A 13,450-nucleotide genomic window follows, 5' to 3' on the forward strand; every position below is an offset into this window, starting at 1 on the left:
GCGGGAATTAAGCTAGCGGATATCAGCACAATTTAAGCAATAAACAAATCGATTTTGTTTATCATGAAATTTGTCCCACAAAGAAACTTGTTGCTGTAATTGTTTTGCTTCAGGTAATTGCTCAAACAAAATTTCAGCAGTTGATTTAGGTGCCATTGCAACTATATCTGAATAAAAAGCGTTAAACCAATTAGGTTCTGGTTTTTGCCAATCAATTTTATAATCGGTTAGGTGGGCTAATGTAGCCGCTATATCAATAGCATCATCAAAGTCACCTAATTTATCAACTAATCCTATTTTATTTGCTTCTACACCTAACCACACTTGTCCTTGTCCAATTTCATCAACTTGTTCTGTGGTCATATTGCGTGCTTTGGCAACTAAAGAAATAAACGTGTTATAGCCATTTTCAATATTTATTTGAATTAGTTGATTCATTTCATCTGGTAAATCTTGGGCTAAATTACTTTTGGATAGTGGTGAGGTTGCAACTCCATCACTGTAAACACCAATATGAGAAAGCGATTTTTCAAATGTTGGAACAATACCAAAAATACCGATAGAACCTGTGATTGTATTTGGGCTAGCAACAATATAGTCCGATTCTGTCGATATCCAATAACCACCAGAGGCAGCCATCCCTCCCATAGACACGATAACCGGTATATGGTTTTGGCGTAAAGCTTCTAGCTCATTTCGAATAGCTTCAGATGCTTCAACACTTCCACCTGGACTATTAACACGCAATACTACCGCTTCGACATTTAAATTTTTACGAATTTTTCTTAATTGATTAACAATATCTTGGCTTCCCGCTACATTACTACTATTTTCACCTTCAGCAAGTGTACCATTGACAAATACAACCGCGATGAGTGGTTTATCACTTTTTTCATTATCTGAATTGTCATCTTGCTGTTTTTTTAGTTGATAGTCATAGATGCTGATTTCATTTTTGTGAGTTAATTCAAGTTCGAATTGATAATTAGATGCAATAACGTCAATCAAACCATTTGATAACGCATATTGACTCATACTTCCATTGACCGATTTTAATTCCGACAACATTACGTCTGGAGTAGGGACTAGCTGTGTAGCTGCACGTTTTCTTTGACTGGATATGTCCTTAAGATAGTTATTCCAGGTCAAAGTTAGCCAGCGAGTTGTATTATTTTTGGCTTCGTCTGACATACTATCTCGAATGAAAGGCTCTACCGCAGATTTATAGGTACCGACTCGGAATACATGGGTATTAATCTTCAAATTATTCAGTAAGGTATTATAATATAAATTACTTGCAGATAATCCATATACATTAACTGCGCCTTGAGGAGTTAAATAGATTTTATCGGCATAGCTAGCTAAATAATATTGACTTTGATTAAAATTAGATCCAATTGCGTAAATAGGTTTCTTGGCATCACTGAATTTAGTTAAATATTTACCTATATATTGTAGAGAACTCATATCGGTTCCAGCAAAATTATCTAACTTAAGGATAATACTATTGATGTTAGGATCGTTGGTAGCTTGAGCGATCTTTTGTGTTAATACAAATAAACTATTTTCCCTAGCGATATTTACACTTTTACCATAGATTTTATTTTGTAATGCATAAATATCATCACTATATTGGGTGTTATCAACTATCACACCTTCAATATTCAATACCAGAGCGCCTTTTTGTGGAATAGTTTCTTGATTTTGAGCTTCTTTTATTAAGGTCGTGACACTAAAAATAAGAATAATGATGATTAAAAAGATAATGTTAAGAAAGATCTCTCTAATTAAGTTAATAACTTTCCAAATTGATTTAATAAGTGATAAAACAGACATAATAAATAATCCTTTTATAATAGCTTATCTGATTTTTTAGCTTCGATATTTCTTTTTTTAAAGTATTTTTTATCTTCAAAACGTAAGCAAGTTAATTTACCTCCCCAACAACATCCAGTATCAAGGGCATAAATATTCTCTGGGGTACCTTTTCCATTTAAAGCAGCCCAATGACCAAATGCGATACTATATTGAGATGGGATTTTACTTGGTAACAAAAACCAAGGTTTGAGTTTGTTTGGTGCTTGTTCTGGTAGCTTTTTATAATAGAAATCAAGCCGACCATTTTCATAACAAAAACGCATTCGGGTTAATGCATTAGCAATATAACGAAGTCTATCAATTCCTTGTAATTTTAATGACCATTCGTCTGGAAAGTTACCATACATTTTATCAAGGAAAAGGGGGTATGAATCACTTGATAGCATAACATTAAGATCTTGTGCGCATTTTTTTAGTGTTTCAAGATCCCATTGTGGAGAGACACCTGCATGAGTCATGATAAGTTTCAATTGTTCGTCTATTTGAATCAATGGTTGTTTACGTAACCAATTCATTAATTCATCATAATCAGGAGCTGTTAATACGTCTTCGAGATTATCTTTTTTCTTGATAGGAGTGACTTTAGCATAAATGGATAATAAATGAAGATCATGATTACCTAATACTAAACGAATTTGCTGACTATTGCTTTTCACAAAACGTAAAACTTCAAGTGATTTGGGGCCTCTTGCAACAAGATCACCCGTTAACCATACTGTATCTGATGATGAGAACTTAGCTTTTTCAAGTAATCGCATAAATTCATCATAACAACCATGAATATCACCAATCAGTAAGTTTGCCATTTTGTTATTTCCATGCGTTTGCAAGTAAACAATATTGGGGTACAGATAAATTTTCAGCACGTAAATTTGGATCAATATTTAATTCTGATAATTGATCGACTGTAAACATATTGCTTAAGCTGTTACGAATAGTTTTACGTCTTTGATTAAACGCTTCTGTCGTGATACGTGAAAGTACTTTAATATCATTTACAAGATAAGGTTTATTCTTATATGGAATTAATTTAACTACTGCTGAATCAACTTTTGGGGCAGGTTTAAATGATGTAGGAGGAACGTCTAATACTGGAATAATTTGGCAATAATATTGAGCCATGACACTAAGTCTACCATATTCCTTAGTATTTGGTGCAGCCACTAAACGGGTTACGACCTCTTTTTGTAGCATAAAATGCATATCAGTAATAATGTTTGCATACTTAAATAGATGAAACATCAGCGGAGTTGATATATTGTAAGGTAAGTTACCAAATACTCTTAAAGGTTTACCTGATTGATGTGAGATCTGATTAAAATCAAACGTAAGAGCATCTTGTTCAATAACAGTAAGTTTACCTTTAAGTGATGGATTTTCAATGAGTCTAGAGGCTAAATCTCGATCAATTTCTATAGCTGTGAAATGATCTACATGCTTGCTAATAGGTATGGTAAGTGCGGCAAGACCTGGACCAATTTCAACCAAAGCTTGTTCATTATTTGGATTAATAGCCGCAACAATACTGTCAATAATGTAATCATCATGCAGAAAATTTTGTCCAAATCGTTTGCGGGCAAAATGTCCTTGGTGTACACGATTAGTCATTCTTTTCTTCACCTATAATTTTAATATATGCATCACCTTTTAGTTCTTGAATCCAAACTTGTACTTCTTCAGTAAATTTACGATTAAATATAAGCCGGTAAGCTTGTTCTTTTTTAGCTAACGCAGTGCGATCAACTTTTCTTGTATCAATTAGTTGTATCAAATGCCAACCATAAGCGGATTTAATTGGTTGACTAATTTCACCTTTTTTCAACTTGGTTAATGCATTTTTAAATCCAGTATCATAACGTTCCGGAAGATTCCATCCAAGATTACCACCATTACTAGCAGAACCTGGATCTTCTGAATAAGTTTTAGCAGCAGACTCAAAAGTTGTTGTTCCACTGGTAATAGTTTTACGTATATCAGTCAATTTTTGTTTAGCTGTTTGGTCGTTAACTAATACATTCGTTTTAATCAAAATGTGGCGTGCATTAACTTCTTGCACAGTAATTGTTTTAGGTGCTTCAGTACGACTATCATCAACTTTCAAAATATGGAAACCCACACCAGAACGAATTGGACCAATAATGCTACCTTTTGGCGCGCGAATTAAACGCTCTTCAAAAATTGTTGGTAATTCATTTAATTTATTCCACCCCATACTTCCGCCTTTTAGAGCAAACTCATCATTCGAATATGAAGTAGCTAATTTAGCAAAGTTTTCACCTTTTTGAGCACGGTTAACAATATCTCTCGCTTTATTTGTTGCCGTATCAATTTGTTGTTTGCTTGCATTTTCAGGAACAGAAATCAAAATATGACTGATTTTAACATCAATATTATTAGTTGGTTGTTGGGCTATATTTTTGGCTAAGTCTTCTATTTCTTTATTTGATATGTTAATTCGGTGTTTGACTTCATTCATTTGCGTTTGTTCAATTAGCATATCGTTTTGGATACGGTCACGATAAACACTATAACTTACTCCCATTGTTACTAATTTACCTCTGAGTTCATCAATTGACATATCATTTTCAGCGGCAATTTTTTCGATGGCATCGGTAACTTCGTCATCGCTAATGGTGATTTTGGCTTTCGCTGCTTTTTGTAAAATTAAATTTTCAGTGACTAACCGATCAATAATTTGCTGACGAAGCAGTTTATCATTAGGTAAATTTTTAGGATCGGTACTTGCTTTGACTGTTTTTAACATATCATTAACATCACTTTCTAAAATGACGTTGTTATTAACGACAGCAGCAACTTTTTCGACAACTTTTGGTGCTGCATTAACGGATAATGATGTAATAAATCCAAGATTTATACTTAAGATTAAAGCGATAATTAGTTTCAATAATTTCATATTCACTCAACTCATGGTGTTGTTATAATTTTCACGTGGCTGCAATAAATTAATTATGCGGTTTGTTAGTATTTCAGTTTTATTCAAATGTAGTTATATAAGGTAGTTTCCCAAAACTTAACATTTTAGCTTTGGCATCTTGAGTTTTACCTAAACCTAATAGTTCAAAGTTAACTGAAAGTTTATTTTTGTATTTACTTACACGTGAGCCGATGTCCCAGTCTGTTAGTTTCCGGCCATATTGCACTGTTACTCCCCAACAACAATCACTATAGTGTAATCCTACAAAACTATCGGCCGTTTGTTTTAATTTAACATCATAATAATAAGAACCTACTGCGCTGATTGTATTAGATAATGGCCATGCCATCATAACTCCTGCTTGTGAAATATCTTGTTTATAGGGATTATAGTACAAGTTTTTATGTCTAATAGTATCAATATAACTATGATTTGCATAACGGTAAGAAAGTTGTGCTTTTTTTTCACTCGAAAGTCGGTATTCAATTGTGGTATTAGCTAAAGAAACCGTATTAATACGTGTATCATATTGCACGGCACCGCGAAAAATTAAATCATCATTTATTCGCCAAAAACTATTTGTAGCCCAAGTAATACTACCTGTATCAGAGTTTTTATCTAGCTCATTATTATGTTCACTGGTTTTGGATTTGCTAAAATAAGTAATTTGTCCGACTGAAAAATTAAATTTTTCTACTTTGTTATTATCATAAAGTCGTGTTGTTATTCCGGTAGTTAGATTATTTGCCGAGGCAATGCGATCTAGCCCACTATAAGGCTGATCTCTAAATAGTCCAATATAATCTGACTGTAGCAACGTTGAGTCATAGTTCCAAATATTTGATTGATTGCGATAGGGAATATATATATATTTCACTCGCGGTTCTAATGTTTGTGTATAATTTTTAATTAAAGTAGTATCTCGCTCAAAAACAAGTTTGCCATCAATACTAAACTTGGGCATAAACCGATTAACATTTCTATCTAATTCGTTATCTTTTTTAATGTTAGTTTGATTATAATGCGTTGCCATAAAACTAGCTTCTGAGGCTAGTTTTGCCCAAGAGTTGTTTAGAGTATAGTTAAGTGTTGGTTCAAGATGAGCACGCCATGCTTTAGGTTTATTTTTGCCAGAAGTGGCATAATGAGATACTTGCGAAAATGTTTTAAATTTTAACGGACCTAAATCATAATTATAATAATGCATATTTAATTGTGGTTGAGATTGGTAAAGTTTATCTTTCCCTTGAGCATACAATGGTTGAAAGTGACGATAGCCCAATGTAACATCCCAATTTTCATTATTAAACCCGAGTTGATAAAACTGAGTTAAATACCCATCGGTTTCTGAAGCATACTTTGAATTTAAATCAGTTAAATATTGATTGTCGCTTATTCGGGTAGTATCAGCATAAAAACGCCAATTATAGTTAATTAACTCTTCATTTTTCCAATGAAATAACCAACGATGGTGATTATCATCATAATTATTACCGTTTAACTTTTTATCTCTATCTTCATTATATTTTGAATCATGTTGTAGCCAGTCAAAAGCTAATGTACCTAAGCCAATTTCATTTAAATAACGAAATTCAGTTTGTAATTGTACGCCACGATGTTGCAATACTCTTGGTGTGATAGTAGCATCGTAATTAGGCGCAATGTTCCAATAAATAGGTAATAAAAAATCAATACCATCAATACTATCGTAGCTAAAATTAGGCATTAATAAACCAGAACGGCGCTTATCACCAGTTGGTAATTGCAAATAAGGGGAATATAAAACCGGAACATTACCTAGACGAAATACTGCATTCCAAACTTCAAGAAGTTGCTCGTCATTATCGTGTATTACTGTGGTTCCTTTAATATTCCAAGTATCATCATTTATTGGGCAAGATGTAAAACTACCATTTCTAAGAACAACGTAACGATTTTTTTCTAGTTTCGTTTCATCAGCATCACCATGCCCTAACCTATTAACTAGATGATATTCACTTGGACTCATATTGGTATCATTATTATTAAGATTCATTGATGCCTTATTACCTTTCATCTGGATCATATTATCTTGATAAGTAATATTGCCTTCTAATGTTACAATACGATTATTTTTGTCTTGAGAATCAATGGTTACTTTATTAGCTTGAATTGTTCGATTACCTTGTTCTATAAGTACGTTGCCTTGATAAATTGCGATATTAGGATAAATAGCTTCAAATTGGTTAGCTTCAGCTAAGACAGGCAAGGTGTTTATGTCACCATTAACCAATGATCGATTGAATCGAGGAACATTAATAAGACACTGCGGATTATTGTTATTAAGGTTAGGTAAATTTATAGCGTAACTAGAACTGCTATACAACGCAAGTGTTAAAGAAGTTGCAATAAATGATGGCACTAATTTTTTCATCAATGTTCAAATGTAATCAAGATTATGTCATTAAGATATTATAACGATTATTTATAAAAGAGCGAACGAAAAATTAACGTTTTACTCTACGTCTGTTTGCTTTATTTAATTGTTTAACCATTACAATTCTTTTTTCGATAGGAGCATACTGAAATTCATCCCACCATTTGGTTAAATTTAACAATTCACCTTTCTCAATCGAAGCGCGCATTTCTAATAGATCAAAAGCTGCTCGAAATTTTGGATGTTCGATAATAGCAAAAGCGCGTTTACCTTCTCGTTTTTTCATACGTAATTGTAGACGCCAAATATCACCCATTGTAGTTGTTAACCGTCTTGGTATTGCTAGAATACGACATTGTTCACTTAATAGATCATTAATTGTCATTGAAAATGAATCATAGAATTGTAAACCACTTTCCATACAAGTAAGTTGAGTTTGTTCGATGAGTGGATACCATAAAAATACTGCAAATAAAAAAGCTGGATTTACGCGCTGATTATTTGTAATTCGATAATCTGTATTTTTTAATACTTGTTCTATAATCCTCTCGAAGTTACTAGTATTGTTTGGGGTAAAAAAACGACCAATATTAGGGAAAATTTGTTCAAAAAGATGAAATTCCCTTAGCAGAAAGTAGGTTTTATAACCATATCCAGTTTGTAGTAATTTTAGTGATTCATCAAAAAGACGGGCTGGAGGAATGTTCTTTAATAATGGTGCTAATGCTTTTATAGGCTCAGCAGTTGCTGTCTCAATTTTCATATTAAGCTTTGCTGCAAAGCGAATCGTTCTTAACATCCTAACGGGATCTTCGCGGTAACGTGTTTGCGGATCACCTATTAACCGAATAATTCCTTTTTTTAAATCTTGTAGTCCTTGACAATAATCACGTAAAGTAAAGTCTTTGACATCATAATAAAGTGCGTTGATAGTGAAATCACGACGCATAGCGTCTTGCTCTATAGTGCCGTAAACATTATCTCGTAATAACATTCCCGATTGTGAGCGTTTACTAATATTGGTTTGGCTTTTTTGATCATCATGCTCACCACGGAAAGTTGCAACTTCAATAATTTCTTTGCCAAACATAACATGTGCCAGGCGGAAGCGCCTTCCAACCAGCCGGCAATTACGAAAACTTGTTTGAACTTGTTCAGGTGTAGCATTGGTTGCAATATCAAAGTCTTTAGGCGTTTTACCTAATAAAAGATCTCGAATGCAACCACCTACTAAAAAAGCCTCGTACCCTTGTTTATTTAATCGATAAAGAACCTTTAAGGCATTTTCACTGATATCCTTGCGAGAAATATTGTGTTCATTGCGAGGAATGGAAACATAGCAAGCTTGTTGGTGTTCTTTTAAACGAAAAATTTTATGATAAAAGCGTGAAACTTGTTTGAAAATAGCGCACCTCAGCAAGTATTATGAGCTAAATAGAAAAATATAGCGCGCGATTATAACGCAATTGTTATTAACTTTCCATGTTCTTTCTATGTTGCTGTTTTCAATAACCAAATAATTATTATTAAATAGTCAGAATAAAATATTCTATTTGCTTTTTTAAACATAATTAACAACAATAGAGTTTTCTATAGTACAATTAATAATATTATATCATCATGAAGTAACATATTAGTCTTACCCGTATTTATGTGATATCAGCGGGATAATTGCTTTGTAATAAACCTATATTCAATTACTTCTTTTTATATTAATTACAGGAACATTAACATATAAAATATGGTGAAATAATTTTTGATTATATGTTTTTAGTCTTAGTTATTACAAATTGAAGTAAATTAGATATATATCTTTTAACTGATAACTTATTGGGGATATTATGAATATTCGTGATTTGGAATATTTTGTTTCGTTAGCTGAATTTCGTCACTTTCGTAAAGCAGCTGATGCATGTAACGTAAGTCAACCAACATTAAGTGGGCAAATCAGAAAACTAGAAGATGAATTAGGCGTAATGCTATTAGAACGAACTAGTCGAAAAGTATTATTTACTCAAACTGGGATGATGTTAGTAGAACAAGCAAAAGAAATTTTGCGTAATATTCAGATCTTAAAAGAGATGGCTAGTCGTCAAGGTGAAGAGATGTCAGGGCCTATGCATATCGGATTAATTCCCACTATAGCCCCTTACCTATTACCTCATGTTATTACAGTGTTACATGAATCTTTTCCTCAATTAGAACTTTATTTACATGAAGCCCAAACAGCTAGTATCGTTTCTCAACTTGAAAGTGGTAAACTTGATTGTGCAATTATTGCTCAAGTTAAAGAAACAGCACAATTTATTGAATTGCCTTTATTTAACGAACCAATGCTTTTAGCGGTTCCTGCAAATAATGAGTTAGCTAGTAATATGACAGTTAAACTCTCTAGTTTAAAGGGCGAAAAATTGCTTATGCTAGAAGATGGCCATTGTCTACGTGATCATGCTATGGGATATTGTTTTCAAGTTGGCATTGATGAAGATAAGCAATTTAAAGCCACTAGTCTTGAAACACTACGAAGTATGATATCAGCAGGGCGGGGAATTACTTTATTTCCTGAGTTAGCCGCACCTAATGAGCGTACTCGCGATAACATTTGTTATATCCCTTGTACTGATCCTGTGCCTGTTCGTAGTATTGCACTTATTTATCGTCCCGGTTCTCCATTACGTTCTCGCTATGAAACGATTGCAAAAACCATTCGAGAGCATATGCCTAACGTATTTAAAGATAAAGAGCAGTCGCTTAAAGCTAAAGCTATAGACTAGATGACAAATACAGAGATTAATATATAAAAGCTAAGATGAGAAAATGAAAAATATCAAAACTGGTGGTGTCCGTGCTTTGCAAAAAGAAAAAACACGTCGAAGTTTGATTGATGCAGCTTTTAATCAACTTAATGCAGAACAAGGTTTTGCCAGTCTAAGTTTGCGTGAAGTCGCTCGTGAAGCTGGTATTGCGGCGACCTCCTTTTATCGTCACTTTCGTGATATGGATGAACTCGGTTTAGCCATGGTTGATGAAAGTGGTCTAACGCTTCGTCAATTATTACGACAAGCTCGTAAACGGATTGAAAAAGGTGGTAGTGTTTTACAAACTTCGGTGACGACCTTCATTGAGTTTATTGATAACAATCCTAAAATATTCTTGCTGTTATTACGCGAAAAAGCTGGAACTTCGTCTGCTTTTCGTTCTGCTATTGCGCGCGAGATTCAACATTTTATTGTTGAACTTGTTGATTACTTAAATAATGCTAATGGTATGCCTCATCATTATAATGAGGCTCAAGCGGAGGCAATGGTTACCATTGCTTTTAATGCTGGAGCAGAAGCAATCGATTTTGATGAGGTAAAACGTCAAAAATTAATTGAAGATCTCATTTTTCAGTTGCGAATGGTATCTAGGGGTGCTTATTATCTTTATCATAAAGAAAAAATAAAAGTCGAAAATCATTAATTCTAACTTTCATATTAATACGTAAACGTATAGTTAACCTGAAACATCTTTACAAATTTTAGCTTTATATACTTTATTTATTTATCTGGTGTTATTTGTTCAAAATAACTGCTATTCTTATTTTTACAAATTTCTTTAAATATTCGGATTGAAGTTTTTGTTTAAAACGGAATTAACTATATGCTTAAATTTAATCATTTATTTAATACATTAGTCTTACTTTTCCCCCTTTTCACTTATGCATCCTTTAATGTTGGTTTTAAGCAAATTAATTTAGATAAAGAAGGAAGTCGACCTTTAAATATTGCAGTGTGGTATCCAGCAAAAAATAGTGGAGAAACAATAGCTATTGGTGATAATACCGTTTTTTATGGCTCCAGAGTAATACCTAATGGCAAACCTTTGCTAAGTAATAATAAATATCCATTAATCGTATTTTCTCATGGTTATGGTGGTAGCTGGCATAATTTGAGTTGGTTAGCTTATGAATTAACCGGTCAAGGTTATATTGTGGTTGCGCCAAATCATCCTGGTACAACCATTTTAAATCGAGATATCAAACAATCTGTTCAGTTATGGCAACGCCCACGAGATTTAAGTAGAACTATTGATGCTATAAGTATAGATGAAGATTTAGCCAGTTTTATAGATATGAATAAGATCTCGGCCATAGGGCATTCTTTGGGTGGATGGACAGTTATCGCACTTGCTGGTGGTCGATTTAATACTGCGTTATTTAAACAAGATTGTATGACTCATTCGAATTTAAAGGCATGTGAGTTAGTATCAGATCTTGGACTGGATAACCCTGAATTAAATAACAGTATGAAAGATCCACGCATAAAAGCGTTTATTACTTTAGATACTGGCTTAGCAAGAGGATTTACACCTCAAAGTTTGAAAAATATGAATATTCCTTCTCTAGTTATTGGTGCAGGAATTGATGTTGGCGATATGGCTGTTGAGCTTGAATCTGGCTATTTACAACAATTTCTTACCAAAAGTTTATCCACTTATATTGTAATTCCTGACGCAATGCATTTTAGTTTTATGCAAGTTTGTAAGGTTGGTGCAGTCGATTTATTAAATAAAGAAAGTGAAGGAGAAGGGATTATTTGCCAAGATGGTGGTACTCGTGAAAGGACGGAAATTCATCGAGAGCTCAGTTATCTTATCACTGGTTTTTTGTCTAAAATATTTTTGAATACTGCTGATTAGTGTTTTAAAAGTTACTGCGGCTTTGCCGCAGTAATATTTTGTTTGCATATAGCCTATTATAAGTTTTGTAATACTTTTTCAACACTATCTTTAGCATCACCAAATAGCATATAACTATTTTCTTTAAAGAATAGTGGATTTTGTACACCAGCATAACCAGTATTCATTGATCGTTTAGAAATAATAACCGTTTTTGCTTTCCAAACTTCAAGAACTGGCATCCCCGCAATAGGACTACTTGGATCTTCTTCAGCAGCTGGGTTTACGGTATCATTGGCTCCAATCACCCAAACAACATCAGTATCAGGGAAGTCATCATTAATTTCATCCATTTCAAGTACGATATCATATGGTACTTTTGCTTCAGCTAATAATACATTCATATGTCCCGGTAAACGTCCAGCAACTGGATGAATACCAAATCTTACTTCAATATCCATAGCACGAAGTTTTTCAGTAATATTGCTAACCGCGCCTTGTGCTTGTGCTACCGCCATTCCGTAACCAGGAACGATAATAACAGAACGCGCTTCTTTTAATGTTTGAGCAACTTCAGCTGGTTGCATTTCGCGATATTCGCCTTGTTCTTGATCAGAAGAACCTGTGGTGCTGCCATCACTACCAAACCCGCCCGCAATCACACTAATAAAGGAACGATTCATTGCCTTACACATAATATAAGAAAGAATAGCGCCTGATGAACCAACTAATGCACCAGTAACAATTAATAGATCATTGCCTAACATAAATCCTGCTGCCGCAGCGGCCCAACCAGAATAAGAGTTAAGCATTGAAATAACCACTGGCATATCAGCACCGCCAATTGATGCCACTAAATGGAAGCCAAAAACTAATGCAATTATGGTCATGGCTAGTAAGCTAATAGTAGCGCCAGCTCCTGATTGAACATTAACAAAAGTAAACATTAGTATTACAGAAACGGCAATAGCTACTAAATTCCAGTAATGTTTGTGAGGAATTGATAATGGTTTTGAACTTATACGACCATTTAATTTACCAAAAGCTACTATAGATCCAGAGAAGGTTACAGCACCGATAAATATTCCCACAAAAATTTCGACTAAATGTACAGTAAGTTCGTTAGATGAGAACAAGAACATCTTTGAATCTAAAAAGCTATTGAAACCTACTAGTACTGCAGCCATACCCACAAAACTATGAAGTAATGCGACTAATTCTGGCATTTGAGTCATTTCAACTTTTTTAGCTAGGTATAAACCAATAGCCGCACCAATAATCATTGCAATGATAATCCAGTGTAGACCACCTTTAATGCTTGCAATTGCAGCAATAAGTGCAATTGCCATACCGATCATGCCGTATATATTACCTGATTTTGCTGATTCTTGATTAGAAAGCCCACGTAGACTGAAAATAAAAAGTAATGCTGCAATGACATAAGCTGCTTGAATAATTCCATTCATTATTTATGCTCTCCTATTACTTATCACGTTGGAACATTTTCAGCATTCTTTGGGTAACAAAGAATCCACCAAAAATATTGATACTAGCAATCAAAA

11 protein-coding genes are annotated in these 13,450 nt (G+C 33.8%); 3 read left to right on the forward strand and 8 right to left on the reverse strand.

The window, feature by feature from the left end:
* Positions 1-12: 12 nt before the first annotated feature.
* The 6 genes from sppA to pcnB form a co-directional block, all read right to left on the reverse strand.
* Positions 13-1,836 carry a signal peptide peptidase SppA gene (gene sppA / locus Q0K76_RS11605; RefSeq protein ID WP_294615836.1) on the reverse strand — a complete coding sequence of 608 codons (1,824 nt, stop codon included), beginning with the start codon at positions 1,834-1,836 and terminating at the stop codon, positions 13-15.
* Between the two features lie 14 nt (positions 1,837-1,850).
* Positions 1,851-2,684 (reverse strand): bis(5'-nucleosyl)-tetraphosphatase (symmetrical) ApaH, encoded by an 834-nt coding sequence (apaH, locus tag Q0K76_RS11610; RefSeq protein WP_294615837.1) that lies wholly within the window; start codon positions 2,682-2,684, stop codon positions 1,851-1,853.
* A 4-nt stretch (positions 2,685-2,688) separates the two neighbouring features.
* A complete protein-coding gene (gene rsmA, locus Q0K76_RS11615; RefSeq protein WP_294615838.1) occupies positions 2,689-3,486 on the reverse strand; it encodes a 16S rRNA (adenine(1518)-N(6)/adenine(1519)-N(6))-dimethyltransferase RsmA in 798 nt (265 codons plus the stop codon).
* Positions 3,479-4,792: a peptidylprolyl isomerase SurA gene (surA, locus tag Q0K76_RS11620; RefSeq protein ID WP_294615839.1), complete on the reverse strand. Its 1,314-nt coding sequence runs from the start codon at positions 4,790-4,792 to the stop codon at positions 3,479-3,481. The genes rsmA and surA overlap by 8 nt, the downstream gene beginning before the upstream one ends.
* Before the next feature lie 79 nt (positions 4,793-4,871).
* Entirely contained in the window at positions 4,872-7,226 is a 2,355-nt protein-coding gene (gene lptD / locus Q0K76_RS11625) for an LPS assembly protein LptD (protein WP_294615840.1), read from the reverse strand.
* 73 nt (positions 7,227-7,299) lie between these two features.
* Positions 7,300-8,601: a polynucleotide adenylyltransferase PcnB gene (gene pcnB, locus Q0K76_RS11630; protein ID WP_363322489.1), complete on the reverse strand. Its 1,302-nt coding sequence runs from the start codon at positions 8,599-8,601 to the stop codon at positions 7,300-7,302.
* A gap of 469 nt (positions 8,602-9,070) precedes the next feature.
* On the opposite strand from pcnB, the gene oxyR reads away from it, so the two are divergent.
* The 3 genes from oxyR to Q0K76_RS11645 all read left to right on the forward strand — a co-directional run bounded on the left by oxyR (position 9,071) and on the right by Q0K76_RS11645 (position 11,909).
* Positions 9,071-10,003 (forward strand): DNA-binding transcriptional regulator OxyR, encoded by a 933-nt coding sequence (gene oxyR, locus Q0K76_RS11635; protein WP_294615842.1) that lies wholly within the window; start codon positions 9,071-9,073, stop codon positions 10,001-10,003.
* Positions 10,004-10,046: 43 nt separating this feature from the next.
* Positions 10,047-10,691: an HTH-type transcriptional repressor FabR gene (gene fabR / locus Q0K76_RS11640; RefSeq protein ID WP_294615843.1), complete on the forward strand. Its 645-nt coding sequence runs from the start codon at positions 10,047-10,049 to the stop codon at positions 10,689-10,691.
* Between the two features lie 180 nt (positions 10,692-10,871).
* Positions 10,872-11,909 carry an alpha/beta fold hydrolase gene (locus Q0K76_RS11645; protein ID WP_294615844.1) on the forward strand — a complete coding sequence of 346 codons (1,038 nt, stop codon included), beginning with the start codon at positions 10,872-10,874 and terminating at the stop codon, positions 11,907-11,909.
* 56 nt (positions 11,910-11,965) lie between these two features.
* On the opposite strand, the gene pntB is transcribed toward Q0K76_RS11645, so the two are convergent.
* Both pntB and Q0K76_RS13070 read right to left on the reverse strand, forming a co-directional pair.
* Positions 11,966-13,357, reverse strand: a complete 1,392-nt coding sequence (gene pntB / locus Q0K76_RS11650) for a Re/Si-specific NAD(P)(+) transhydrogenase subunit beta (RefSeq protein ID WP_363322490.1) — start codon at positions 13,355-13,357, stop codon at positions 11,966-11,968.
* A 13-nt stretch (positions 13,358-13,370) separates the two neighbouring features.
* A complete protein-coding gene (locus Q0K76_RS13070) occupies positions 13,371-13,448 on the reverse strand; it encodes a proton-translocating transhydrogenase family protein (RefSeq protein WP_363322491.1) in 78 nt (25 codons plus the stop codon).
* Positions 13,449-13,450: the final 2 nt, after the last annotated feature.

Origin of the sequence: uncultured Gilliamella sp. (assembly GCA_945271295.1) — a bacterium.
In the GTDB taxonomy this organism is placed as follows: domain Bacteria; phylum Pseudomonadota; class Gammaproteobacteria; order Enterobacterales; family Orbaceae; genus Gilliamella.

Bases quoted from the DNA above. Each gene is read 5' to 3' on its own strand.
- oxyR (WP_294615842.1), top strand. From the start codon at position 9,071: ATGAATATTCGTGATTTGGAATATTTTGTTTCGTTAGCTGAATTTCGT.
- sppA (WP_294615836.1), bottom strand. From the start codon at position 1,836: ATGTCTGTTTTATCACTTATTAAATCAATTTGGAAAGTTATTAACTTA.
- surA (WP_294615839.1), bottom strand. From the start codon at position 4,792: ATGAAATTATTGAAACTAATTATCGCTTTAATCTTAAGTATAAATCTT.
- lptD (WP_294615840.1), bottom strand. From the start codon at position 7,226: ATGAAAAAATTAGTGCCATCATTTATTGCAACTTCTTTAACACTTGCG.
- Q0K76_RS11645 (WP_294615844.1), top strand. From the start codon at position 10,872: ATGCTTAAATTTAATCATTTATTTAATACATTAGTCTTACTTTTCCCC.
- fabR (WP_294615843.1), top strand. From the start codon at position 10,047: ATGAAAAATATCAAAACTGGTGGTGTCCGTGCTTTGCAAAAAGAAAAA.
- rsmA (WP_294615838.1), bottom strand. From the start codon at position 3,486: ATGACTAATCGTGTACACCAAGGACATTTTGCCCGCAAACGATTTGGA.
- apaH (WP_294615837.1), bottom strand. From the start codon at position 2,684: ATGGCAAACTTACTGATTGGTGATATTCATGGTTGTTATGATGAATTT.